Raw genomic sequence first — 21,907 nt, forward strand, 5'->3', positions numbered from 1 at the left:
CCATGAAAATTCTGATCACAGGAGGTACGGGTTTTATTGGGAAGGAATTGCAAAAGCAATTAAGATCAAGTGGTCATGAAGTAGTTATTTTATCTCGAAGTGGTGGCGATTTTCATTGGGATCCTTCCATAGGAGAAATGGATAGTCGTGCTTTGGAGGGGGTAGATGCCATTATTCACCTAGCGGGAGCTGGTATAGCAGAAAAGCGTTGGACAGAATCTAGAAAGGAAGAGTTAATCCAATCTAGAGTACAAAGTTCACAAACTTTGTACCAGGCCTTGAAACAGCATCCTCATCAAGTGCATACGCTTATTTCTGCGTCGGGCATTGGATATTATGGAGCGGACACGGGTGAGAGAGTATGTGAAGAAAGCACAGAGCCTGGTCAGGATTTTATTTCCACTTGTACACAAGCTTGGGAGGGAAGCCTGAAAGGAATGGAGGATTTGGGAATACGCGTAGTCAAGTTTCGAATAGGTTTGGTCATGGGAAACGGAGGGGGGATTTTCCCTGTTTTACAAAAGCCGATTCGTTGGTTTGTAGGGGCAAATATCGGAACTGGAAAACAGTGGCAGTCGTGGATTCATTTGAAAGATTTGATCGGTATGTTCCAATGGGCATTGCAAGAAAAATCCATGAAAGGCGTTTATAATGCCGTAGCGCCTGAACCACTTCGTCAATCCGAATTGAACCAGCAATTAGCCCGTGCGATGCATCGACCTTTATTTTTGCCAGCGGTTCCAGCATTTGCTCTGCGATTAGTTTTGGGAGAAATGGCAGTTTTAGTGACAGGCGGAAATTTAGTTTCTTCGAATCGCATACAGAAAGAAGCCGGTTTTTCGTTTAGATTTGTACGATTTTCAGAAGCTCTAAAGGATTTAATCCCTTAATATGTCAAAAAAAATATTGATTTACTGTGGTTCATCGAAGGGAAATAACCCGGTGTATGAAGAAGAAGTTAAACGATTAGCTCAAGAGCTGAAGAAGCACGATTGTTCCATCATTTTCGGAGCGGGAAGTGTTGGTTTAATGGGTGTTATGGCCGATGAATACCTTCGTTTAGGTGGAGAAGTCATCGGTGTGATTCCTTCTTTTATGGAGCCTTGGGAAGTGAAACATTTGGGCATTCAGACTTGCCATGTGACAGAATCCATGCATGAAAGAAAGCAATTGATGGCCGAACTGGCCGATGGAGTTATTGCCATGCCAGGAGGTTTTGGGACATTTGACGAGTTATTTGAAATGTTGACTTGGAAGCAATTGGATCTACATCAAATGCCCATCGCGATATTTAATACCGCAGGTTATTATGATCTATTGTTGCAACAGTTGCAACACATGATTCAGGAAGGCTTTTTGAAGGAACGAAATTTGACTGCGCTGCATGTGGAATCTGATGCAGCAAAACTAGCGGAATGGATGATGGATTATGTGCCCGAGAAGACGGAAAAGAAATGGATATACCGCGCCTAATGCCATATTAAGGATGATGAAATATGTGATTTTTTTCTTATTGTTCCTTGGTCTTTTGGACACTCAGGCTCAAAAATTGCCTGAAAATTTGGGTTCAGCGATTAATTCTGATTATTCAGAATTGAATCCTGTGATGGCGCCCGACGGAAAGACGCTCTACTTTGGTAGGAAAAATCACCCATCCAATAAATATGGAACGACGGGCTCAGAAACCGTAGCAGGATCCCAGGATATTTGGTATAGCGAACGAATTGGAGATGTTTGGAGTACGGCCAAAAGAATGCCTGATGTGCTGAATCGTGACCAATACAATACGATTTTATCTATTTCCCCAGATGGTCAAACCATTTTATTGAAAGGGGCTTATGTTCAAGGGGTCTATGAAACTCGGGGTTTTTCTATGTCGAAAAAGACACTGAATTCATGGTCCATTCCAGAGAAATTAGATATTCCCGATTATGAAAAATTGAGTCGGGGAAAGAATGAATATGCCTATTTAACCATGGATGGTAAGGCGCTGTTGTTAGCCTTTTCAGAGAAAAAGAATTCGGATCGAGATGATTTATATGTGAGTTTTCTGAATGATGGGAAATGGACTGAACCTAAGAATTTGGGAAGATCCATCAATACGGATTTTTCCGAAACAACTCCATTTTTGGCAGCGGATGGTAAGACTCTCTACTTTTCTTCCGATAGACCCGGAGGTCAGGGAAGCCAAGATATTTATATGTCGAAGCGTTTGGACAATAGCTGGACGAATTGGCGTACTCCAATTAATTTAGGAGGACCTATCAATACGGAAGAATACGATGCTTATTATAGCTTGTCGGCCAAAGGAGATTTTGCTTATTTTTTATCTTCCAAAAGTTCTTTAGGGAAGAAAGATATCTTTCGGATTGCGATAGAAGCAGAGCCAGAAGTCCCTGTTCCAGCTAAGCCTGCAGAGCCTAAAGCGGAAGAAAAACCAGTATTAGCCCAACAAGATGTCAAAGGAAGCCCGAGGTCCGTTTCCAGTGAGCAATCGGAAGCGGTTGTTTTGGTCTCAGGCCGAGTTTTGGACCCACAAACGGGTAAAGTGCCAGATGAGACGAACATCAGCTATGAGGATTTAAAAACGGGTAAAACCATTGGTATAGCAAAACCTGATCCTAAGACGGGTTTGTATAAACTCGTGTTACCATATGGCGTCAATTATGGTATTACAGCTAAGGCCAAAGGCTTTTTGCCAAGTTCAATCAACATCGATTTAAGTAAATTGAGAGGACGTTATTTGGAATTGGACGAGCGTGATTTAGTGATGGCTCCTATTGCCAAAGGATCTAGTATGACGATTAATAACTTATTCTTTGAAACGGGAAAAGCGACGTTGACGGCTGAATCAGACCCGGAATTGAAGCGCATTGTTCAAGTCATGCAAGAAAACGCCACCCTGCAAATCGAAATCTCAGGACATACGGATAATACAGGTTCCGATGAGTTGAATAATAAGTTATCACAAGATCGTGCTGACGCGGTTAAAAATTACTTAATCAACCAAGGAGTTAAGTCGGACCGAATAAGAACCAAGGGCTATGGTAAAACGAAGCCTAAGGCGGATAACTCAACAGAAGAAGGCCGACAATTGAATCGTCGAGTAGAATTTGCGATCTTGTAATTAAGGTTGCTGGCGAATTTCGGGGATTTGCTCTTTCATGATAACTTTCATGTCTTTTAGATGAGCGTGTATCGTTTGGGTATAAGTGCTATACCCAATAGCTGAAAAGCGAATATTCCCTATTTCAGGAGCATTATTGATGGTAAAATGACCTTTGGTATCGCTGATGGTCTTGCTGTGATTCATGTTAATCCTAACTCCATGAAGTGGATTTCCTTTCTGATCCATGATTTGCCCATGAATAGTTTGCGGCTCCAAGTTTGGAAGTAAAATCAAGTATAAAAAGGCTAACATGTATCGATTCTTTGGGCATATGAGAGCACAAAGGACAGACAATTGTATGACCGAATTGTTAAGGAATTGCTATCAAATGATTAATTGATATGGGGCAATTAGATTTGAACTTTATCGATGAAGTTGACCACTTTTTGGAAAGGAAGGCTTAGGTACTTTCTAACACGCAAGAAGCGTTTTCTAGGTTTAGGCTCAGGGGCTTTGATATAGAAACAAGGAAATTTCTTGTACATCTCATGCCCATTTTTAATTAAAATTTGTGCGTATTGATCGAAAATCGTGGCGACATCGGACTTTTCTTGAAAGGTATAGCGATTTTGGTACTTTGAAATTTCAGTAGGATTTTCTGGATGATAACCTGAGAAATGGAAAAAGATGAGTGGCACCGAATCATTGACAGAGTAGGGAATATTTTCCCCAGTCAAGGTTCTTTCATGTAGGTTCCAGTAGGCCATATTTAGGCCTAAATGCCGACTAATGTACACATCGTCAAAGTAAATTGGGGCAAAATTCACCCACAATTGATCTACAAACATGCCATTGGCTAAATCGATGTAACATTGGTCGCGGAGGCGTTCTTTCCACCAATGTAAGAAAGCTAGGGTATTCGGACTACGTTTGGTGCCGAGGAATCCTAGGTTAAAAATACCCGTATTCAACAAATCCGTTTCTTGCGGACGAGAGGTGTCTGGATATGGGCTAACAATATGGGGAGTAAGAACTAGACTATGGTTTTTTAATGGAGACTCAATGTCACTAAGTGCTTGAAAAACCAAAATGTCTGGATCAAAGTAATGGACTATTTCAGCCTCTGGATAGGTATTGTACACATATTCCATGAAAAAAGGCTTCACGGCGGTGTTTAATTCGGTGATATTGTATTTATCGCAAAGCTCATCCAGATCCTCGATTCCAATGGTATGTAATTCAATCAAAGGATAAGCGGGCAATTGGGATTTATCGATGCTGGATTGGTCCAAACGATCCACTAGACCTATTAAAAAGGTGTAGTCCGGATTATGCTGTAAAAGAGAGTCTCCCAATGATTTAGCTTGCGCTAAATAATTAATGGAGCAAATGGTAAGGACAATTTTTTGCATGGTATAAATCCAAGATTTGTCAACTTTTTAAAAGTTGACAAATCTAAAGTGACAAATCTAAAGTGGCAAATCTAAGTTGACAAATCAAATCTACGGCGACAATTCGAGCTTGACAAATCTTAGCGTAGCAAACTGCTATAAATGACATTTTCAACCTTTCTGCTATAATCTCCATGTGAGTTAGGAGTATGCTGGGTCATGATGAGGCAGATCATATTTTCTTTGGGATCAACCCAATAGGTGGTTCCGTAATATCCACCCCAGTTAAAAGAGCCTTTGTTTCTGCCATGTAAATGGCTGGATCTTTCTGAGGTAATGGAAAAGCCTAATCCAAAATTATCGGCTCCTTCTTTGATGAAATCCAACTGCGGACTGGTCATCAGCTCTACGGTTCTCCTTCCTAAAATCTGTTTTCCATTGTATTTCCCCCCATTGAGTAACATTTGTAAGAATATGGCATAGTCAAATGCCGTAGAGGAAAGTCCTGCCCCACCTGAGAAATAAGATTTTTTATCTAGGGGATAATTGGGGTTGATATTTCGAAAAGTAGGGGCCCAGGCTATGATGTTTTTTTGTGCATCTTCGGTATAAACACTGGGAAGTCGGCTGGCCTTTTCAGCCGGGACATTGAAATAGGTATCCTTCATTCCTAGTGGATCAAAGATGTTTTTTTGAAGGTATTCTTCTAGACTTTGTCCACTAATCACTTCAATCAGGCAACCTAATAAATCCGTATTGAGGCCATAGGTAAATTTCTCTCCGGGTTGATGTTCCAAAGGTAATTTGCCTAAGATTTTCATTTTTTCTAACAAATTGGCACGAAAAGTCCCTAGGCCTGATGGAACACCAGCTTTGGCATAAATGGCCTTCATGCGATCAGAGCCGATATCAGCATAACCGAGACCTGAGCTGTGAGTTAGTAAATCACGAAAGGTAATTTCTCTTTTGGCATTTATGAAGGTGAAGCTAGTATCGGCAGGATTATAATCTTGGATGACTTTTGGTTTCTTGAATTCTGGGATAAAATCTCCAATGGATTGATCTAGGCTAAATTTCCCTTTTTCATACAGTTGCATGATGCCCACGCTGGTAATGCCTTTGGTTTGACTCATGATGCGGAAAATAGCATCAGGTGGCATGGGCTTTTTGGAGGCTAAGTCGGCATAACCGTGACCTTTATAATGAATGACTTGGTTGTCTTTGATCACGATGGTAACAGCACCTGTTAACCAATTTTTATCTACATACTGTTTCAAAACGGTGTCCACATAGGCCAATCGTTGATTGTCTATGCTTGGATGTGGCTTAATGCTGGGAGAAAGAACTTGGCCGTAGTGGCTAAAACTGATACAAAATAGCAGCAGGAAGAGTAAATATTTTTTCATGGATTCAATTTTCTGTGGATTTTAAGCCAAGATATAAGGATTTCAGGAGGAATAATAATTAGGTCAAAAATGGAAGTTTTGATTAGCCCATTTACCAACAAAAAACCCCTCCAATTGCTTGGAAGGGTTATTGTCGATTATCGTACCTGGGATGGGAATCGAACCCACACGAGCGTTACGGCTCACAGGATTTTAAGTCCTGCGTGTCTACCAGTTCCACCACCCAGGCGGCCCTGTAAAACTCAAAAGCACCGTGGGGTGCTTCCAAGTGGAGCGAAAGACGGGGTTCGAACCCGCGACCTCGACCTTGGCAAGGTCGCGCTCTACCAGCTGAGCTACTTTCGCATTTTCGTGGGGCAAAATTAAGAACCTTTGCTTATTTATGCAAGAGGAAACGTAAATTTCCCTTAAATATTCTATAATTTTGTTTTTTCTAACATTCCATGAACATCACAAAACTAGATCAAACCGATCACAAACTGCTGGAAATTTTGCAACAAAATGCCAAAATTACCAACGCCCAATTGTCGAAGGAAATAGGCCTTTCGCCTGCTCCTACTTTGGAACGTGTCAAGAAATTAGAGAGTCTTGGAATCATCCAAAGTTACCATGCTCAAGTAGACCGAGATAAAGTAGGTTTAGGTGTAACTACTTTTGTTACAGTGACTTTAACAGGCCACAAGAAGCAAGTGACGGAGTCATTTGTCCATCAAATCAACCAAATACCCGAGGTGATTGAATGCCATCACGTGACTGGTGCCGGTGATTTTATGTTGAAGATTATCTCCAAGGATATCTCCACCTATCAGAAATTGATGTTGGAAAAAATCAACGAAATCGAAGAGGTTTCTGCCACCTCCACTATGGTGATTTTATCGACTTTCAAAGAATCAAAAGTTTTACCAATTCCTTGATTAAAGACGCTGCATGAGCTGCGGAATCATGCGATTCTTCCAAGAAGTGAAACTTCCTTGGATAATTTCTTTGCGGGCTTCGCCTACTAACCATAGGTAAAAGCGCAGATTGCATACGCTGGCAATCATAGCGCCCAGCATTTCTTCACAGCGAATCAAATGCCGAACGTAGGCTTTGCTGTATTGGCCATGGACCGTGTCAGCAAAAGCGGGATCTAACACCGAAAAGTCGGACTTCCACTTTTCATTTTTGATGTTGATGATGCCTTGTGTGGTGAAAATCATACCGTTTCTCGCATTACGCGTAGGCATAACACAGTCAAACATATCAATTCCTAAGGCGATTCCCTCTAAAATATTGGCCGGCGTACCCACTCCCATCAAATAACGGGGCTTGTCTTTTGGTAAGATATCCGTTACCTCATCGGCCATTTCATACATATCCTCCACAGGTTCTCCTACCGATAGGCCACCAATGGCATTGCCAAAGGCACCCTTCTCTGCAATGTATTCAGCAGAAATTTTACGAAGATCTTTATATACGCTACCCTGAACGATTGGAAACAAGGCTTGATTGTGCCCATATTTTGGCTCTGTAGCCTCGAATCTGTTGATACAGCGATCTAGCCATCGGTGGGTCATTTCCATGGATTTGCGGGCATATTCGTACGTACATGGATACGGCGTACATTCATCAAAGGCCATCATGATATCAGCTCCAATGGTTCTTTGGATGTCCATCACGGATTCCGGACTAAAAAAATGTGTACTGCCGTCGATGTGCGACTTAAATTTGACTCCTTCCTCTACGATTTTTCTTCCTGTACCTGCCAAGGAATAAACTTGATATCCCCCTGAATCGGTTAAGATAGGGCCTTTCCAAGAATTAAATCGATGTAGTCCTCCTGCCGCTTCTATCACATCTAAGCCCGGTCTTAGGTAAAGATGATAGGTATTGCCTAAGATTATTTGTGCTTTTATTGGGTCTGTTAATTCGGAAATATGAACACCTTTTACGGTACCTGCTGTGCCAACAGGCATGAAAATGGGGGTTTGAATAGTACCGTGGTCGGTGCTTAAGCTACCGGCTCTAGCCTTGGAATGGGCATCTGTGGATTGAATCTCAAATTTCATACCACAAAGGTAGGGAAAAAATAAAGCGGTACATGAGTTCACATGCACCGCTTCTTTTATTTGATTTTGGACTATTCTACTTTCATGACCCCATTCATGATTCTCCAGTGACCAGGGAATGTACATAAATAAGGGTAGTTGCCTTTAGTAGTAGGTGCTTTAAATACCAATTTAGCTCTTCCATCTGGATCCACTAAAGCAGTATAAGCAATTACCTCTGGAATATTCGGAATATAATTCTTTTGAGCTCCATCAGCTGCGGTAATCATCTTATCGGCTGCTAAACCAATTTTCTCCTGACTTCCCATTTGTCCAATCACTAAATTGTGTTGCATGGCGTCAATGTTTTCAAAGAGAATTTCCACATTGGCTCCTGCTGGAACACTAAATTCTCGAATGTCAAATTGCATGGCTTCTTTCACTGTTTTAATGACTTTTCTAACCACATTGGCAGAGCCTGCATTATTGGCAATTTCGATTTTCCAAGTAGCCGCTAAACGCTCATAGTAATCAAAATCACTTGAACGAATAGAAGCGCCTATTTTTTTGAAATAAGCCAAATTATCCGCTGATAACTTAGGATCTTTTCTTGCATTCCAAGTAGCTGATGCTCCTTTCAAAGCTGCACCAAAAGCAGGAGATTCAATAATCTCGATACTGTTTAAGGTGTTCACTAATTCATCTCCTGACCAAGTAGATGCACCTCCACGGAAAACTTTTTCCATCATGTAAACATTCAATGAGCTTGGCCCACTGACTTCTAACGCTTTTCGATAAATGTTGTTATTACGTACACTTTCAGGCAAAGCTCCTGTTTTGTCTATCTGAATCTCCATGCTGTAAGAGCCCGCTATATCAGCACTCCAACCAAAATTACCTGTCCATGGACCATTGGTATTTTTAGTTACTGAAACTGTTTCTCCTGGCGCCACTCCATCCGTGAAGGTGAATGATTCCATGTCGATCCGACGGCCCATGCCTTCAATCTTTAAGAAAACAGGTAAAACCTTTCCTTTTTCTAAAGCCTGATCTCCCTTGTTTTTGATTCGAATTACAAAAGAACTATTCTCTCTCAACTTGAATTGACCACCTTTGATTTGGACCTCAGCTACCACTAAATCTAGTCCTTTGCTGGTTCCATCTACACTCGGATTATTCAATTCTTTTCCTACTTTTTCAGCTGTGGCAACAGGCTTTCTTTTACCTTCTGTCACAATGAAATCCTTCATTCTTTGACCTCCTTTAGCCATGGTCCAAGCAGAATAAGCTTCTGGTAACCAGCGATCACGATTGTTTTGTTCTTTCGCAATTTTTGCCTCCATGGCTTTGTTCAATACAGCACTTTCTGGCATTTCAATGCTAGCTAACACGGCATGAAGGGCAACCAAAGTATCTCGATCGTTCAGTACATTTTTTTGAACCAATACCTTAGACCATGCTTGTGTTCTAGGCAAAATTTGAACAGCATTTTTACGTACGGCTGCACTTGGGTGGGATAGAGCCTGAGTGAGTCCTATTTTAACCGCAGGAAGTTCTAAAGCTTGTAAGCCTTCCAATGTTCTAAGTGCGTGAATAGCTCCTACATTCAATCCTAAATCATCTACTTTTTTGTTCGCAATAAGGGCAATTAAAGCAGGAACGATGTCTTTTTTGCCACGCTCAACTAACAATCTCTGGGCATGTAAACGCCAGAATAAATTGTTGTTAGATAAGGCTTTGATACAAGCTGCTGGATCATTGGCAGACAAGCTTATAGGCTGGTAAGCAGGAGCTTGATTCCAACCGACACGGTAGATACGTCCGTGAGTATAATCACGCAAATCTGTTTCGTAAGCATTACCTGTTCCATTAGCAAAGCCTTTAGGAACTGGATTATGTTGAATGATGAAACTATACCAGTCTGCGATCCAAACTGCGCCATCTGGGCCAACTTGTGCAAATACGGGAGAAACCCATTCATCGGCTCCAGCCAATAAGTTAAATGCTTCTACATCATTAAAATCACTACCCGTTTTCACCATATTATTTTGGTGAACGACGTGTCCTGTTGGTTCCGTAACGAAAGCGATTTTATTCCAATACTTTTTCGGGAAGGATCTTGCTGAATAGAAATTGTGACCTGCTGCGGCTGTGAATCCACCAAAAACGTCTACTTGACGTACTTTTTTGGTGATGGACTTCATATCCTTGTGTGTGTCGGTACTTTTACTACCGTTAAATGAATATGGAGCTTGCCAGATATTTTTATGAGGAATTGGAATGTACCAACCGTGGGAGTTATTGGCAGTAGATCCAAAGGCATCTCCTGCTTCATTGAAATCAAATCCCCAAGTATTGTTGGAAGTATTTGTCACATGTTCCATTTTAGAACCATCTGGTTTAAAGCGGAAAAAGGCATTTCCGAAATTCAGCGAGTCGCTGCCTACTTTTCCTTTAAAACCCGAGTAACCTACGGAACCCCAAATCCAGTTGTCGAAACCATAATGTAAGTTAGAAGGCCCAGCATGTGTATCACCCGTTCCAAAACCGGTGATTAATTCTTGCTTGACATCTGCTTTATCATCACCGTCTGTATCTTTTAAAAATAAGATATGGGGTGCCTGTGAAATGATTAGACCGCCATTGGCAAAAACCATACCTGTAGGAATGCTTAGACCTTCGGCAAATCGGGTAAATTTATCTGCTTTGCCGTCTTTGTTGGTATCCTCACACATTAAAATATAGTCGCTACCACCCGTGTTTTTGCGCTCGTTTGGATAGTCTTTCGTGATTAAAACAAATAAGCGTCCTTTTTCATCCCATGCCATAGCAATCGGGTGCATGACATCAGGTTCTGCGGCAAAAACGGTTAAGTTAAAATCAACAGGGATTTGAATGTATTTTACAGATTCCTCTGGGCTCAAAGGCAATTGCTGCAATTGTGGGCCTTGTCTTTTTTCGTAATTAGGCAAATTGGCTTCGCGATAAGACAAAGGAGCCAATTTCAAGTTTTCCAACAAAGTGGCTTTGTCTTTACCCACCGCATACAAAATGCCTTGCTCTACCAAGGTTTGAAATCCCGTTGTTTCCCAAGTTCTTTCATCATGACCATAAGCGGTATAGAAAACGTTTCCTTTTCCATAAGTTCGTACCCAAGTATAAGGTTCTGTGGCTTGACCGGGTTTGTCTTTGGCTTGTTCTGGCCCGATAATACGTGATTGAATCACGTTATTGTCAGCTTGTAATTGGCTGTGTAAATAGGTTTCATCTACGGTTTTGATACCATGAAAACCTTTTAATACAGGGTGCTGAGGCTGAATATTGTTAATTTGGATGGAATCCATTTTATGACGCCAGAATTGACCGCCTACCATTTTTACATATTCTGGAGAATTTCTAAAACAGAATGAAGCGCAGTGCAAGGCTACAAGTCCATGGCCAGAACCGATGTAGTCCAACAAGGCTTTTTCCTGCGGTTTTGGAATGGAATCGTGATTGGCAAAAATGATCAAACCATCAAACTTGTTTAGATAGCTTGGATTTAGATCTTTCAGGGACTCCGTATAAGTCAAATTGATGCCCTTTACTCCTAGAGCCGACTGCAAGGAAGGAAAGCGGTCGAGTGGTTTATGATGGCCACGATCTCCTAAAAAAAGCATTTCTAATCTTCTTGGCTTTTGGTTTTGTGCCAATAGCTGAAAGGAAGCAGCTAATAATAAGAGGAAACAAGTAAATTTTTTCATGTGTTGTTTTGCCTACGCGAAAGGATTAAAATTCTGGGATTTCGATGATTTTACCGCCTTGAAGAGCAGATTCATGGGCTAATATTCCCACAGAGGTCCAGTTGGCCGACTGTGGGGCATTCGGGAATGGATCACGATCTTGAGCTAATGCTTGTAAAAATTCATTGACTAAATGCGGGTGAGAACCACCATGTCCTCCACCTTGCGTAAAGGAAAGATGGGTATTATCATTCTCGTCGTAAACCCCTTTCGTGGTAAATCGTTGAATTTCTTCAGGTAGGTAATGAGCAAAATCGGGGGTTGCTACTTTTTCTGGAATTTCTGGCTCTGGTTTTTTAGCTGTATGCACGACCATTTCTTCCCCTTCAATCAAAGGCCATTCCACGCTTTTTTTAGAACCATAGACTTCGAAACTTTCGCGGTATTGACGAGCTACATCAAAAAGCGAGCGATAAACCACGGCACTAAGGTCTGAATTACGGAATTTGATATGTGCTGATTCGACAGCAAAAGGCGAGTTATAATGTTGAATCAACTCTTCACGGATTGTACCTGAACCAAAGCATGATACATACTCTGCTTCTAAACGAAGTAAACCTGCTACGGGTCCTACGCAGTGAGTAGCATAGTGCATAGGAGGTAAACCTGGCCAATAATCTGGCCATCCGTCCATGTCTTGTTGGTGTGAACCTTTCAAGAATTGAATCTTTCCAAGTTCTCCTTTTTCGTATAATTCTTTGATGTAAAGAAACTCACGGGAGTAAACCACCGTTTCCATCATCATGTATTTTTTACCCATTTTACGACTCGCTTCTACAATCGCCTTGCACTCGTCTACTGTGGTGGCCATAGGAACAGTACAAGCTACGTGCTTACCTGCTAATAAGGCTTGAAGTGTCTGCTGTGCATGTAAATGGATAGGAGAATTAATATGAACGACATCCACATTAGGATCTTGAAGTAGTTTTTCAAAGTCGGTATACCGAGTTTCAATTCCGTACGCGTCGCCAATTGAATTTAGTTTTTCCTCGTTTCTTTGGCAAATGGCATACATATTAGCCAATGGGTGCTTTAAATAAATGGGGATAAATTCGGCTCCAAAACCAAGGCCGACAATGGCAACGTTGAATTTTTTCATAGTAGATAGTAATTGAATAAATAGGATGAAGTTTTCTGCTTCACACGTTTGATTAAAAGGCAATATCAGAATTTTTTTACTCTTTTTTACCTGATTTTATTAAGAAGGGGTGAATCATGACAGTCATGACTAAAAGCGATGTACCCCAATAAAAGCCCGAATGCATAATTTCTTTGCTTCCAAAGATAAAAACCGCCAATAAAATACCATATACGGGTTCTAGGGTAATTACGAGGTTAATAGAGAAAACAGAAAATACGCGGTATAAGCGAATGGTTTCCGTATAGGCATAAACGGTGCAGACGATAGCCAATATACTGATCCAAAGCCAATCTAGGCCCAGAGGCATAAAATGCTCCATATTGCTCGAAAATCCATAGATCCAGACTAGACCGGTGATTATTCCGGCCGTAATCATTTCATATACGGTAATAAGTCTTGGGTCATATTGGTGGGTATATTTCCCATTGATGACCGAAAAAAGGGCACCAAAAAAACCAGAAGCAATGCCCATGAGGAGTCCCAAGGCTTGAGCTTGTTCCACCGAAAAAATGATGATGAGAGCTATGATGACGAGTACTCCTAAAAAGACTTCTACGCGTTTAATTTTTTCTTTTTTGGTCCAAGGCTCTAATAGGCTAGTCCAAAAGGTTTGAGTGGATAATCCAGCCAAACACATGGCTACGGTAGATACTTTGGCCGCACCAAAAAAAAGGAGCCAATGCAAGGCGATGAAAAGCCCATTTAACATCCATTGATAAAGGATTTTTTTTGGGATTTGAAAGCTGATTTGTTGAAACCGCAGGATGGCCAGCAAAAAGACGGAGCTGATGACACATCGAAAAAAGACGATGCTTAGAGCATTGGCTTGTGTAGCATTTCCGAGAATAGCAGTAAAGGCATACAGTATGACAATGAAGTGAATCTTCAAATAGTCAATAAAACGTGGTGCCTGTCTCATTATCTAGGGAGGGTATAGTAGAGGCCAATACCTATGCCACCAAATATGATGTTGGGTAACCATACGGCTAATAACGGAGGCATGCCACCACCTTCGGCTATTCCTTTACTCATCATGAAAAAGAGGATGTAGACAAAAGCTAGGGAGAAACCCAAAGCGATTTGAAATCCGACTCCGCCCCTTGATTTTCTGGCAGATACTAAAAAGCCAATGATGGTTAGAATGATGACCGAGAAAGGATTCGCAAAGCGAAGGTATTTTTCAATCAGGAAAATTTCGATGCCATCGGCTCCTCGTGAACGAACCAATTGAATATGTCTTTCCAATTCAGGAAGTGTAAAAGTCTCGTGTAAGAGGTGTTTGTTTTGAAAATCTTTGGGATATAAGTTGAGGGTCGTATCGATTTTTGAACCAAAAACAATGCCTGTTTTTTTTCCTACCAATGTTCTAATTCGATAATCGTGAATTGTCCATTTTTTGCGAACAGAATCCCAAGTAATGTGGTCAGACATCAACTTTTCTTTGATTTCATTGTTGGAAATGCGTTCTAAACTGAAACGGTAGCCAGTATTGGTACTATTGTCGTAGCTTTCAATGTAGGCATAAATCTCTGGAGCAATTTTGATGTGCACATCACGCTTATCAAAGAAATAGGTGTTGTTGATGTATTTATGTTCGAAAGGCACCCGAATTTTGTTGGCATTAGGGACAATCCAGCCAATCATGATGAAGGTTCCAACGGCCACAATACTTGAGCCAATAAGATAAGGTCTCATCAGTCGAGTGAAACTTACACCCGAACTTAGGATAGCGATGATTTCCGTTTTGGCGGCTAGGTTAGCGGTGAAGAAAACCGTGGCAATAAAAACCATTAATGGACTAATGTAATTAGCCCAATATGGAATAAAATTCAAGTAATAATCAAAGAGGATCTCATTCAAGGGAGCTTGTTTGCGGATAAAATCATCGATTTTTTCCGTGTAGTCGATCACCATGACAATCAATACAATTAAAAAAACAGCGAAAACATATGTTTTCAGAAATTTTTTCAGAATGTAGAGATCCAGTATTTTCATTAGTTTGTAGTTGCAGTACCAGCAGCGTCACTTTTATATTTTACCATGGAAAACAGGTGAATGAAAATGACACGGGCCATTCGGAAATTGAATGGAACCATCAGTAAAGAAACGAAGGTGATTGGTATGATATAGCCTTCAGCAGAAGGGTCACCAAAGAAATTGTAGATGATGACGCCTCCGACGATCATGATGCCTACGGTAAAGGCATAAGAAATATACATGGCACCAAAGAAGAAACCTGGCTCAACTTCGTAGCGTAGTCCACAAGATGGACAATGCTCGTGCATTTCGCTAAACTTCAATAAATTCCACCACTTATGAGTAAAAATTCTGCCTTCATGGCATTGAGGGCAACGCGCCTTGACAACGGCGGCTAATTTGGATGGATCTGACATATTTTCTGTTTTAAAGGGACAAAGGTAAAGAAAATTCAAGGATTAATTTGAAAGCGGTCGGGCATCTTAGGGGAATTTGTATCTTTGTAAATAACTAAAACTACCACATTATGTATGCTATTTTATTGAATGTACACTCGTATTTACGCTGGCTTGTTCTTATTCTTGGAATCTTAGCCATTTACCGAGGTTTTAAAGGGGCACAATCAGGAGCACCATTTACTGAATCCGACAGAAAATCAGGTTTATTTTTCTTGATTTCTGTACATACCCAATTATTGATTGGTTTGTTATTGTATTTTGTTTTTAGTCCAGTTACTCAAGCTGCATTTGCTGATTTCGGCGCTGCGATGAAAGATCCTGCTGTTAGATTGATCGCTGTGGAGCACATCACCGTTAATATTTTGGCAGCTATTTTGGTTACGGTGGCTTATTCAAAAAACAAGAAAGCCATTGCAGATGCACAAAAACACAAGAATGCTTGGTTGTTATTTGGAATAGCTTTGCTTTTGATTTTGAGTCGTATTCCTTGGAGTCGTTTAGCTTAGTATGAGTCATAAATGCGTTTTTTTGGATCGCGATGGCGTGCTGAATGTAGACCGAGTTGATTACGTATACCATTTAGGTCATTTTATTATTCCAGAAGGGGTTGTGGAGGCTTTGAAAGCATTAAAAGAAGCAGGCTATATCTTGATTGTTATTACGAATCAAAGTGGTATTGCCAAAGGAATATATGAAAGGAAAGACGTGCAAATTATTCACGATGCCATTCAAGAAGCATGTGGAGGGGCATTGGATGATTTGTATTATTGTCCTTATCATGAATTGCATGATAGTGCTTCATTGACTAGGAAGCCTGGTTCTTTATTGATTGAGAAAGCTGCGGCCAAGTATGATGTGGACATGTCTCAATCTTACATGGTGGGGGATCATGAAAGAGATATTTTAGCTGGAACAAGGGCTGGACTGCGGACCGTTCGAATAGCTGAGGAAGGAACAGCCACTCAAGCAACATTTTTAGTGAAAGATTTATTAGCAGCATCAAACATTATTTTATCGTAATAATATGGAAAAGATCTATTTGAGTGACGCCGGCCCTAAAGTGTCTCCAGCTATATATGGTTTTTGGAGATGGGAGAAGGAAAGTGCTAACAGTTTAAAAGACATGGACCAAATTGTTCATTTGTGTTTGGAACTAGGCATTAACACGTTTGACCATGCGGACCGTTATGGAAAATATAGTTGTGAAAGTCTTTTCGGAAAGGTTCTTGCCAATAAATCGTTTAAGCGAAGCGATGTGGTTTTGTTTTCAAAATGTGGCGTCAATAATCCAGATCCTTCCAAGCCAGAAATTCGGGTGAGCCATGTAGATAGTTCGGCTAAGCACATTTCTGAAAGTGTGGAAAACTCCTTAAGAAATCTACAAACAGATTATTTAGATGTTTTTTTATTGGATCAATTGGATCCGCTTTCGGATTTAGAAAGTACAGTTTTGGCTTTAGAGAAGTTAAAAAGCTCAGGAAAGGTAAAGAACATTGGAGTTTCTAATTTCTCGGTTTATCAGCACCAATTATTGGAATCGTTTTTATCTATTCCTGTGGTTTCAAACCACATTGATTTGAATTTATTAAATACTTCTGCGCTGGATAATGGTGCCTTAGATTATATCAAGCAAAAATACATGCGTCCATTGGCGGTATCCCCATTAGCGGGTGGTCGAATTGAACATGGAACGGATGAGTTAGCCTTGAAAGTACGCAAGAAGTTGGTTGAAATGGCAGATAAGTACAATAGCAATATTGAATCGATTGCCGTAGCCTGGATTGTTAAATTAGGGGCTTTGCCTTTGATTGGGACTTTGGAAGAAAAACGAATTCGCAATATTGTGAACTCATTTAGTGTCAAGTTAGACCACCAAGATTGGTATGAATTATACCATACTACGCGCCCTTCGCCCGTGGTGCACGATTAAAATATCAATTTCTTGGTGGGATTTTCATGCATTTTCTACTTAGCTTAGTAAGCAGCTTTAGATTTGTCAACTTTTCAAAAGTTGACAAATCTACTTCCTTACCTTTTTTTCCGACCGATATTATTTCTTCGGTCCTTGCCTCTTGGAATTACATTGGCTGGGCGACCTTCTCTACGTCGAATTCGATTATTTCCAAAACGGTCACCTCCTGATTTCATACCGATTAACTCCAGGTCAATCGTTCTTTTAGCCAAATTGGTATCTCGAACTTTTACTTTTACGGCATCTCCAAAAGAGAAAACTCGACCATTGGATTTGCCGACAATGCGATAATTTTCTTTATCTAAATCGTAGTAATCGTCGTTTAAGTCGACCATCCTTACTAATCCTTCGCAAGAAGTTTCTCCAATCTCCACAAAGATTCCAAATTCCGTAACACCTGTGATGATACCGTCAAAAACTTGAGGTTCATGTAAGGACATGTATTCCACTTGTTTGTACTTCACAGAAGCTCTTTCAGCGTCTGCAGCTAGCTTTTCTCTATCCGAACAATGCTTACATTGGATTTCCAATGGAGCCCTTTCTGGTGAAGCCCCTTTGTCTAAGTAAAGTTGCAATAAGCGATGCGTCATGACATCGGGATAACGGCGAATCGGGCTGGTAAAGTGGGAGTAGAATGGAAAAGCTAAACCAAAATGGCCTACAGCATCGGTACTATAGCGTGCTTTCGACATGGTTCTTACCGCGAGACTTTGCAATACATGTTCTTCTGCTTTACCTTCCACATTTTCCATCAGGGCATTAAATGACTGGGAAACTTGCTTAGGCTCCGTAGAGACTTGGTAGCCAAATTTCTTGGCAAAAGCCGAAAATACACGCAATTTTTCAGGATCAGGAGCTTCGTGAACTCGGTAAACCATGGTATTCCGAGGTTCCGTTTTTTTCAATTCATGCACGTATTCAGCCACTTTTTTATTGGCCATCAACATGAACTCCTCGATTAACTTATGGGCATCTTTTCTCTCTCTTGGAAATACCGCCAATGGAGTACCATGTTCATCCAATTCAAATTTAACTTCAACCGTTTCAAAGTTGACCGAACCATGTGTAAATCTATAATCGCGTAGCTTTTTGGCAATACGATTTAAATCTTTGATGACAGGCTCATAAGCATCGATTTCCTCGCCTTCGTTTTCTATTAAAACCTGAGCATCTTCATAAGCAAATCTACGATCTGAATGTATGACTGTTCTACCGAACCACTCCTTGACGATTATGCCATTTGGGTCAAATTCCAATAGGGTAGAGAACGTTAATTTATCTTCGTGAGGCCTTAAAGAACATAAACCATTGGATAGTTTTTCAGGCAGCATAGGCACCACTCGGTCTACTAAATAGACTGATGTTGCTCTTCGAAATGCCTCCTGATCTAAAATACTACCTGGTTTAACATAATGGGATACATCAGCAATATGAACACCGATTTCCGTATTTCCGTTGGCCAATTTTTGATAACTTATGGCATCATCAAAGTCTTTGGCATCTTTGGGGTCAATCGTAAAACTGAGGATCTTACGGAGGTCCTTTCTTTTTTTAATTTCTTCTTTTGTAATTTCAGTGGAAATAGCTTCAGCAGCCAATTCTACCATTTCTGGGAACTCATAAGGCAAGCCAAATTCAGCTAAGATGGAATGCATTTCGGTCTCATTTTCTCCAGCTTTACCTAAGATTTTAATAACTCTACCTTCTGCTTTTTTGCCAGGTGTTCCCCAGCGCGTTACCTCTACAATGACTTTATCCAAATGGTTGGCTTGTAAGGTCTCTGTTTTTGGAATGTAAATATCCTCATAGATTTTTTTGGAATCAGGAATGAGGAAAGAGTAATGGGCAGTTACTTGAATTACGCCTACAATTTCTGATGATTTTCTTTCTAGAATTTCTATAACCTCACCTTCTGGGCGGTCATTTTTCTTTTTCTCAGAAGGTCTTCTTGCTTGAACACGTACTCGATCTCCGTCTTTGGCATTCATTAAATCCGCCGAAGCCACCCATACATCTTTGCTTCCATCATCTGGAATGACGAAGGCAAAACGCGTATTGACATGATCAACACGACCTTCAATTTGGAAGGATTCATTATCAAAACGGTAATTTCCATCGGATTGACGGATCAAACGATTTTCAATCACTAGTTTTTGTACCAAATCAGCATAAAGCTCTTTGGTTTTACGATCACGAATGGCAAAAGCCTTATGAATTTGGTTTATCGAATAAGAACGATAATCGTTCAGTTCAAAAAACTCTAGGATGTCTTTTTGTAAACTAGCCAAAAAACGTTGTTCCTTAGGGGAAGTTGGCATATTATTGAAATTTAAAACTTCCCCGAAGGTACGGGTTTTTACCTATAGAATGATTATCAGCCGTTTATTTCCTTTGGTGTGTTAAATCAAAAGGATATTTCCACATTTGGCTTGACAATAAGACTAATTTGGTAAAATGTGCAAGGATGGGATTAATTCCCCGAGCATCATTCCCTAATCCTAATTCTATTTAGTACTTTTGAGCTTGTTTTTTCCTCTTATTCATGAATCGATCTCGAGTTGCTATACTATTGTTGCTTGTCTTTGTCCTCTCAGGCATAGTTTATTGGTTTCAGAGTACCAATAAAGTTAGTGAAGAGAATGCTACAACTGTTCAATTAGTCGATACGCCAAATTTTAGCGCTGACTCAGCTTATGCTTATGTGAAGCAGCAAGTGGATTTCGGACCAAGAGTCCCGGGGACTGATGCACATCAAAAATGCCAAGAATGGATCATTGCTAAGCTGAAATCCTATGGTTTACAAGTGAGTATTCAGCCATTTACAGCTACGAATTACGCAGGAAAAGTGCTAAAAGGAACCAATATTATGGCCCAATTTCAGCCAGATATTGGAAAGCGAATATTGTTAGCGGCTCATTGGGATACGAGAGCTGTGGCAGATAAAGATTCCGTACGTAAAAATGAACCTATCGATGCGGCCAATGATGGTGGAAGTGGTGTTGGAGTGATGATTGAATTGGCAAGACAATTATCACTGGCTCAGAAAAAGCCTTCGATAGGGGTTGATTTCTTGTTTTTTGATTTAGAAGATACAGGCGAACCACAAGGAGTAGATACCCATGTTCAAAATACTTGGGCATTAGGTTCTCAGTATTGGGCAGCTCATATATTCCCAGAAAATTACCGTCCTTTTTATGGAATCTTACTCGATATGGTAGGAGGCAAAGGGGCAGTATTTCCTCAGGAATATGGTTCAATGCAATATGCGCCTACCGTTGTTCGGTCCATTTGGTCAGCAGCAGCTGACTTAGGATTTGGGAACTTATTTCTGCAAGAAGAAGGGCCAGGAATAACAGACGACCATACGGCAGTCAATGAAGTCGCAAAAATTCAAATGATTGATATTATAGATTTACGGCCACAAGCTCCCGGAAGTATGGGAGATATTTTTGGTCCATATCATCACACGCATGGAGATAACATGTCCATCATTGACCCCAAAACCTTACAAGCAGTAGGGCAAACTATATTACAAGTTTTATATCGAGAATAATATGTCAGAACAATTACAATACGTTCATTTGAACGATACCCATGTGGCCTTAGGAGCAAAAATGGTGCCCTTTGCAGGATTTAATATGCCTGTTTTATACAGCAATTTAATTGAGGAACATATCTGTGTTCGTCAACAAGTTGGGGTATTTGATGTAAGTCATATGGGGGAGTTTTATTTGAAGGGAGAAAAGGCATTGGATTTGATTCAATATGTGTGCTCCAATGATGCTTCTAAATTGGTAGATGGTAAAGTTCAATACAGCTGCTTACCCAATGATCAAGGAGGAATTGTGGATGATTTATTGGTTTATCGTGTAAAGGAAAATGAATATATGTTGGTGGTGAATGCTTCCAATATTGAAAAGGATTGGAATTGGATTTCCTCGCACAATACCTTTGGTGTGGAAATGACAAATCAAAGTGACGACTATAGTTTGTTTGCGGTTCAAGGGCCTAAAGCCATTTTAGCATTGCAAAAATTAACTGAAGTAGATTTATCATCGATGCCATATTATACCTTTAAAATAGGTCAAATGGCTGGTATTGCTGATGTGATTATTTCTAATACAGGTTATACGGGAGCTGGCGGGTTTGAGATTTATGTCAAAAACGAGCAGGCGCTATCTATGTGGAATGCCATTTTTGAGGCAGGTGCAGAATTTGGTATTAAGCCCATTGGATTAGGTGCGCGAGATACTCTCCGTACTGAAATGGGCTATTGTTTGTATGGACATGATATTGATGATACGACCTCACCCATTGAAGCAGGTTTGGGATGGATTACTTCATTTAATAAGGAATTTATAGCTTCTGATATTCATGCCAAAATAAAGGCAGAAGGTGCCAAAAAGAAATTAGTCGGATTTGAGATGATTGACCGTGGTATTCCTCGTCAACATTATCCTATCGTGAATGAAGCTGGAGAATCCATTGGGGAAGTTACATCTGGTACTCAGTCGCCTAATTTATCCAAAGGAATAGGCATGGGATATGTGAAGACAGAATATGCTAAAGTAGGTACGGAAATTTTTGTACAGATTCGTGATAAGTCATTGAAAGCCGTGGTTGTAAAAATGCCATTTATTTAGA

The 21,907-nt window shown here is 40.4% G+C and carries 19 protein-coding genes and 2 tRNA genes; 9 read left to right on the forward strand and 12 right to left on the reverse strand.

Going from position 1 to position 21,907, the window contains the following annotated elements:
• The first annotated feature begins 2 nt into the window (after positions 1-2).
• Genes U0R11_RS08445 through U0R11_RS08455 form a run of 3 tightly spaced genes read left to right on the forward strand, consistent with a single transcriptional unit; the run spans position 3 to position 3,127 of the window.
• Positions 3-890, forward strand: a complete 888-nt coding sequence (locus U0R11_RS08445) for a TIGR01777 family oxidoreductase (protein WP_406751268.1) — start codon at positions 3-5, stop codon at positions 888-890.
• 1 nt (position 891) lies between these two features.
• Entirely contained in the window at positions 892-1,473 is a 582-nt protein-coding gene (locus U0R11_RS08450; RefSeq protein WP_406751269.1) for an LOG family protein, read from the forward strand.
• A 16-nt stretch (positions 1,474-1,489) separates the two neighbouring features.
• Positions 1,490-3,127, forward strand: a complete 1,638-nt coding sequence (locus U0R11_RS08455; protein WP_406751270.1) for an OmpA family protein — start codon at positions 1,490-1,492, stop codon at positions 3,125-3,127.
• On the opposite strand, the gene U0R11_RS08460 is transcribed toward U0R11_RS08455, so the two are convergent.
• From U0R11_RS08460 to U0R11_RS08480, 5 genes are all read right to left on the reverse strand, one after another.
• Positions 3,128-3,421 carry a carboxypeptidase-like regulatory domain-containing protein gene (locus U0R11_RS08460; protein WP_406751271.1) on the reverse strand — a complete coding sequence of 98 codons (294 nt, stop codon included), beginning with the start codon at positions 3,419-3,421 and terminating at the stop codon, positions 3,128-3,130.
• A 98-nt stretch (positions 3,422-3,519) separates the two neighbouring features.
• On the reverse strand, positions 3,520-4,521 hold the full coding sequence (locus U0R11_RS08465; RefSeq protein ID WP_406751272.1) for a glycosyl transferase: 1,002 nt from the start codon (positions 4,519-4,521) through the stop codon (positions 3,520-3,522).
• Between the two features lie 119 nt (positions 4,522-4,640).
• Positions 4,641-5,906 (reverse strand): serine hydrolase domain-containing protein, encoded by a 1,266-nt coding sequence (locus U0R11_RS08470; protein WP_406751273.1) that lies wholly within the window; start codon positions 5,904-5,906, stop codon positions 4,641-4,643.
• Between the two features lie 143 nt (positions 5,907-6,049).
• Positions 6,050-6,135 (reverse strand) — tRNA-Leu (locus U0R11_RS08475).
• 40 nt (positions 6,136-6,175) lie between these two features.
• Positions 6,176-6,251: transfer RNA gene (locus tag U0R11_RS08480), tRNA-Gly, on the reverse strand.
• Between the two features lie 98 nt (positions 6,252-6,349).
• On the opposite strand from U0R11_RS08480, the gene U0R11_RS08485 reads away from it, so the two are divergent.
• Positions 6,350-6,820 carry an Lrp/AsnC family transcriptional regulator gene (locus tag U0R11_RS08485; protein ID WP_166230451.1) on the forward strand — a complete coding sequence of 157 codons (471 nt, stop codon included), beginning with the start codon at positions 6,350-6,352 and terminating at the stop codon, positions 6,818-6,820.
• Here the strand turns inward: U0R11_RS08485 and tgt are convergent, their stop codons facing one another.
• The 6 genes from tgt to U0R11_RS08515 all read right to left on the reverse strand — a co-directional run bounded on the left by tgt (position 6,821) and on the right by U0R11_RS08515 (position 15,249).
• Entirely contained in the window at positions 6,821-7,954 is a 1,134-nt protein-coding gene (gene tgt / locus U0R11_RS08490; RefSeq protein WP_406751274.1) for a tRNA guanosine(34) transglycosylase Tgt, read from the reverse strand. It abuts the gene before it with no gap.
• Between the two features lie 71 nt (positions 7,955-8,025).
• Positions 8,026-11,676: a PVC-type heme-binding CxxCH protein gene (locus U0R11_RS08495; protein WP_406751275.1), complete on the reverse strand. Its 3,651-nt coding sequence runs from the start codon at positions 11,674-11,676 to the stop codon at positions 8,026-8,028.
• A gap of 25 nt (positions 11,677-11,701) precedes the next feature.
• Positions 11,702-12,814, reverse strand: a complete 1,113-nt coding sequence (locus tag U0R11_RS08500; RefSeq protein ID WP_406751276.1) for a Gfo/Idh/MocA family protein — start codon at positions 12,812-12,814, stop codon at positions 11,702-11,704.
• A gap of 76 nt (positions 12,815-12,890) precedes the next feature.
• The gene (locus U0R11_RS08505; protein WP_406751277.1) at positions 12,891-13,775 is read right to left on the reverse strand and encodes a DMT family transporter; all 885 of its coding nucleotides are present in this window, start codon (positions 13,773-13,775) and stop codon (positions 12,891-12,893) included.
• Positions 13,775-14,851: an LptF/LptG family permease gene (locus U0R11_RS08510; RefSeq protein ID WP_109321778.1), complete on the reverse strand. Its 1,077-nt coding sequence runs from the start codon at positions 14,849-14,851 to the stop codon at positions 13,775-13,777. The genes U0R11_RS08505 and U0R11_RS08510 overlap by 1 nt, the downstream gene beginning before the upstream one ends.
• Positions 14,851-15,249, reverse strand: a complete 399-nt coding sequence (locus U0R11_RS08515; protein WP_406751278.1) for a DUF983 domain-containing protein — start codon at positions 15,247-15,249, stop codon at positions 14,851-14,853. The genes U0R11_RS08510 and U0R11_RS08515 overlap by 1 nt, the downstream gene beginning before the upstream one ends.
• A 110-nt stretch (positions 15,250-15,359) precedes the next feature.
• Here U0R11_RS08515 and U0R11_RS08520 point away from each other — a divergent pair, with 110 nt between their 5' ends.
• Genes U0R11_RS08520 through U0R11_RS08530 form a run of 3 tightly spaced genes read left to right on the forward strand, consistent with a single transcriptional unit; the run spans position 15,360 to position 17,221 of the window.
• On the forward strand, positions 15,360-15,797 hold the full coding sequence (locus tag U0R11_RS08520) for a hypothetical protein (RefSeq protein WP_166373502.1): 438 nt from the start codon (positions 15,360-15,362) through the stop codon (positions 15,795-15,797).
• A gap of 1 nt (position 15,798) precedes the next feature.
• Positions 15,799-16,311: a D-glycero-alpha-D-manno-heptose-1,7-bisphosphate 7-phosphatase gene (locus U0R11_RS08525; protein ID WP_406751279.1), complete on the forward strand. Its 513-nt coding sequence runs from the start codon at positions 15,799-15,801 to the stop codon at positions 16,309-16,311.
• 4 nt (positions 16,312-16,315) lie between these two features.
• Positions 16,316-17,221, forward strand: coding sequence for an aldo/keto reductase (locus U0R11_RS08530; protein WP_406751280.1), 906 nt, complete (start codon positions 16,316-16,318; stop codon positions 17,219-17,221).
• Positions 17,222-17,319: 98 nt separating this feature from the next.
• Here U0R11_RS08530 and rnr read toward each other — a convergent pair whose 3' ends face one another.
• Positions 17,320-19,581, reverse strand: coding sequence for a ribonuclease R (gene rnr / locus U0R11_RS08535; protein ID WP_406751281.1), 2,262 nt, complete (start codon positions 19,579-19,581; stop codon positions 17,320-17,322).
• Positions 19,582-19,805: 224 nt separating this feature from the next.
• On the opposite strand from rnr, the gene U0R11_RS08540 reads away from it, so the two are divergent.
• Positions 19,806-20,816 carry a M28 family peptidase gene (locus tag U0R11_RS08540; protein WP_406751282.1) on the forward strand — a complete coding sequence of 337 codons (1,011 nt, stop codon included), beginning with the start codon at positions 19,806-19,808 and terminating at the stop codon, positions 20,814-20,816.
• Between the two features lies 1 nt (position 20,817).
• A complete protein-coding gene (gene gcvT, locus U0R11_RS08545; RefSeq protein WP_406751283.1) occupies positions 20,818-21,906 on the forward strand; it encodes a glycine cleavage system aminomethyltransferase GcvT in 1,089 nt (362 codons plus the stop codon).
• Position 21,907: the final 1 nt, after the last annotated feature.

The sequence above is a fragment of the Aquirufa salirivi genome (genome assembly GCF_045310485.1).
Lineage (GTDB): Bacteria > Bacteroidota > Bacteroidia > Cytophagales > Spirosomataceae > Aquirufa > Aquirufa salirivi.

Coding starts and splice junctions, on each gene's coding strand:
- U0R11_RS08445 (WP_406751268.1), top strand. CDS start 3: ATGAAAATTCTGATCACAGGAGGTACGGGTTTTATTGGGAAGGAATTG.
- U0R11_RS08450 (WP_406751269.1), top strand. CDS start 892: ATGTCAAAAAAAATATTGATTTACTGTGGTTCATCGAAGGGAAATAAC.
- U0R11_RS08455 (WP_406751270.1), top strand. CDS start 1,490: ATGAAATATGTGATTTTTTTCTTATTGTTCCTTGGTCTTTTGGACACT.
- U0R11_RS08460 (WP_406751271.1), bottom strand. CDS start 3,421: ATGTTAGCCTTTTTATACTTGATTTTACTTCCAAACTTGGAGCCGCAA.
- U0R11_RS08465 (WP_406751272.1), bottom strand. CDS start 4,521: ATGCAAAAAATTGTCCTTACCATTTGCTCCATTAATTATTTAGCGCAA.
- U0R11_RS08470 (WP_406751273.1), bottom strand. CDS start 5,906: ATGAAAAAATATTTACTCTTCCTGCTGCTATTTTGTATCAGTTTTAGC.
- U0R11_RS08485 (WP_166230451.1), top strand. CDS start 6,350: ATGAACATCACAAAACTAGATCAAACCGATCACAAACTGCTGGAAATT.
- tgt (WP_406751274.1), bottom strand. CDS start 7,954: ATGAAATTTGAGATTCAATCCACAGATGCCCATTCCAAGGCTAGAGCC.
- U0R11_RS08495 (WP_406751275.1), bottom strand. CDS start 11,676: ATGAAAAAATTTACTTGTTTCCTCTTATTATTAGCTGCTTCCTTTCAG.
- U0R11_RS08500 (WP_406751276.1), bottom strand. CDS start 12,814: ATGAAAAAATTCAACGTTGCCATTGTCGGCCTTGGTTTTGGAGCCGAA.
- U0R11_RS08505 (WP_406751277.1), bottom strand. CDS start 13,775: ATGAGACAGGCACCACGTTTTATTGACTATTTGAAGATTCACTTCATT.
- U0R11_RS08510 (WP_109321778.1), bottom strand. CDS start 14,851: ATGAAAATACTGGATCTCTACATTCTGAAAAAATTTCTGAAAACATAT.
- U0R11_RS08515 (WP_406751278.1), bottom strand. CDS start 15,249: ATGTCAGATCCATCCAAATTAGCCGCCGTTGTCAAGGCGCGTTGCCCT.
- U0R11_RS08520 (WP_166373502.1), top strand. CDS start 15,360: ATGTATGCTATTTTATTGAATGTACACTCGTATTTACGCTGGCTTGTT.
- U0R11_RS08525 (WP_406751279.1), top strand. CDS start 15,799: ATGAGTCATAAATGCGTTTTTTTGGATCGCGATGGCGTGCTGAATGTA.
- U0R11_RS08530 (WP_406751280.1), top strand. CDS start 16,316: ATGGAAAAGATCTATTTGAGTGACGCCGGCCCTAAAGTGTCTCCAGCT.
- rnr (WP_406751281.1), bottom strand. CDS start 19,581: ATGCCAACTTCCCCTAAGGAACAACGTTTTTTGGCTAGTTTACAAAAA.
- U0R11_RS08540 (WP_406751282.1), top strand. CDS start 19,806: ATGAATCGATCTCGAGTTGCTATACTATTGTTGCTTGTCTTTGTCCTC.
- gcvT (WP_406751283.1), top strand. CDS start 20,818: ATGTCAGAACAATTACAATACGTTCATTTGAACGATACCCATGTGGCC.